Source organism: Flavobacteriales bacterium (assembly GCA_013001705.1).
In the GTDB taxonomy this organism is placed as follows: domain Bacteria; phylum Bacteroidota; class Bacteroidia; order Flavobacteriales_D; family JABDKJ01; genus JABDLZ01.
The window spans coordinates 1-2,941 of the sequence record JABDLZ010000183.1 but is presented as its reverse complement, the minus strand read 5'-3'; the positions used below and the strand labels follow the sequence as shown (position 1 = coordinate 2,941).

Annotated in this window: 2 protein-coding genes; both read left to right on the top strand. The window is 49.6% G+C overall.

The genetic code is table 11. The features are described 5' to 3' along the window. Positions 1–10: 10 nt before the first annotated feature. Positions 11–2,476: a hypothetical protein gene (locus tag HKN79_07475; protein ID NNC83401.1), complete on the top strand. Its 2,466-nt coding sequence runs from the start codon at positions 11–13 to the stop codon at positions 2,474–2,476. Positions 2,477–2,619: 143 nt separating this feature from the next. Next, on the top strand, positions 2,620–2,941 hold a 322-nt coding region (locus tag HKN79_07470), incomplete at its 3' end, for a hypothetical protein (protein NNC83400.1).

The window sequence follows — 2,941 nt, the reverse complement described above, 5'->3', positions numbered from 1 at the left end:
CATCATCCCCATGATCCGCCAGCGCTTTCCCAATGCCAAGGTCGCGGTCAATGGAAGCCGGGACCTCGGAGGTGAACCTTGGAATCAGGTCATCATAGACCGATTTGGGCAGGGTGCATTTGCTGCGGATGCAGCTATGATGCATTTCTATCCGAAAAGCACCAATCCGGATAGCTTGAACATGGAATTGTGTCAGGCAGTGGAGTCGGCAGTAGATATTGAGGATATTCTCCACTATCAGCAGGTTTTCACCGAGTATCTCTTCGAGCAGCGGAACACGGATCTCTTCTTGGAATCGGATATGGAATTGTGGTTCACGGAGTTCAACAACTACGATTACAGTGAGAAATGCATGGAGTACTTCGGTGTCCAGTATGCCGATGATGACCACAATTACGATAGTGGGAACTGGCTGCACGCACTTTCCATCTTCAATCTCTTCAACAGCTTCAGCCACTATGCATCCGAGAAGTCGGGCATCTGGAACGATGCCGATCATGGACTGGATATCACCAAGATGTGCATGCACCTCATGTATGGTGGAGATCGGGAAACGGCCATCCGATCTGATCTGAAGACCAGCCCGGCAGGCATAGCGGCCCGGAGCCTGATGAATACCCTACAGCTCTCGGATAGTATGGCCAATATCTTGATAGCCGGTCCATCCGATCTGGCCATCAATGGGACTTCATGGTCACCGGTCGATGCAGCAGCAGGGATCCCTCGCATGCATGAATTCGAGTATACCGACCGTTTCGGGGAACGCATCACCACGCAGACCTATGAGACCTACGGCTGGCTATTCAAAGGGGAATCGGATCGAGTGATCATCGTCAATCTCTCTGGACCCTCACTCGATCTGGACCTATCTGCGCTTCCAGGCTATGATGGTGTGACATACTTCAAGACCTCCAAAGTCCCAAAGACGAAACTCACCTGGACACTGGCCGATGAGGAGTACAGCCCCGGACTATATATTTCAGAAGGGCTGACAGATCAATCGATTCTCCGTATCCCTCCCTTCTCATTCACCGAGATCATCTTGGATCACTCGTATCGTCCTCCGAGCAACAACGGTTGTGCGAATGCACTAGAGATCGAACCATCTCTTTGGGGAGAGGATGATTGGACCGAAGTACTGTACAATGGGGCTGGTGGTAACCGTCCTTCCTGTATCGATGAAAGCCCGGTCGATGATCTTTGGTTCAGATTCACACCTGAGGCACCGGACGAGATCATTATGGCCTACGACCCAGAACATCGCTTGGATCTAGTGATAGAACTGTATCCCGAATGCAGTGCGGAGCCCATTGCATGCTTTGATTCGTATGGCGCTGATGAGATAGAAAAGGCTTTTTTCAATGACCTCTGGACCGAGCAGGAATATCGTTTCCGGGTCTTCGCTAAGGTCAAAGATCCTCTGGACATCGATCATTTCCAAGTGCAGATCAAGACCACCCGGTCATCTGGGATCTTGCAGGAGCAATGCGGTCAACAAGCCTTTCATGGGGATTCTCACTTGCTCGCAGAATCGCCTGCTTCTATCTATTCAAGCGATTCCGGTATCGATGCTTTTCGATTCAGTTTCATTCCTTCTAGCGGTGAGGCAGAAATATTCAAGAATGAAAGTGATCCTCCGGCCATTCTGGCCTTAGAGGATGTCCAAGGCCTGGAATCCTGGACCGAATATGAGGTGAAGGTCCAACATCGTATACGTACCGAGGCCAATGGGACTGTGGTGACCTTGTGGAGTGAAAAGGACGAAGGGTGTACTATTGGCTTTGAGAATAATTGTCATGCATTTCTATCAGCGCCTACCGGCTTGACCAAATCCTTGGAACCGGTCAACGATGTGATCGATCGTATTCAGCTGAAATGGTTCAAGGAGAATCCGCAGATTCCCTATTCCATTGCGGATTCAGCAGCCTGTGATATCGAGTATTGGCCGGTGAAGGACCTGGCCACTAATCTCTCGATCGAATCTCCACCTCATACCTATCTATCCCTGAAGCGGAAAGCGGGTAAGGAGTTCTTCAAATGGCCTCTGAAATTCAATAAACCCTCCATCTGGCCCAACCATTCCTATAAATGGAAGATCCGATGTGCGTGTGAATATGGAGAGGATATCATGAGCCCATGGAGTGTAGAGAAATTCTTCAATACCCCGGATTTCGACCCATTGACCAATACCTATGATCCACTGGGTGGACTGGTCTCATCGGATGATGCCACCGATATGAAGGGGATGGAAGCTGTCTCCATGGAGCTGGGTTCCTTCGAAATCGACCTATCCCTCAGCCCAGAAGATAGATTGATGTTATTCTCATTGGACGGAAAAGTGATACCCACGCAGACTGTACGCAGCTCCAAGGATAGAATTCGATTGAGCTTGAGTACCGATGTGCGTGCGGGCGTCTATTTACTCCAGGTCCAAGGAGAGGGGACCGATGAGGTGATTCCCATTCACATCCAATAGGCATTCTGAACATTTTTCTTGTTTGCTCCTTGCTTGAGGAGAAAAAATCAAAAGCGATCGTTCACATCTGACCAGCCACTTCGATAGGATAGAGAAGGCCGGCCTAGAGCCGTCCGTGAATTGCTAATCAAATCTATTCTATCATGAAACATGCTATGTGGAGGTATATGAGCACGATGATTCTGCTCCTTGCCTCATTCACCCTTGTACAGGCTTTTGGTCAAGAGACCGAGCCGAATGACACATTTGCGGAAGCAAATACCATCTCTCTGGACCAAGCGGTCTCGGGAGACCTCAATCTGGAAGACAATGGAGATGTCTTTGACAACTTCGAAATAGTGCTACCGGAGAACGGGGACCTGACAGTCGAACTGACCTTGCATCAGAACTTCGGGGTCTATATTCGGATATTCGATAAGACCGGCCTCCCGCTGACGAGCCAATTCGGTTCATCTGGGACCTTTT

Excerpts from the sequence above, each read along its gene's own strand:
- HKN79_07475 (NNC83401.1), top strand. The coding sequence starts at position 11 with ATGATCCGCCAGCGCTTTCCCAATGCCAAGGTCGCGGTCAATGGAAGC.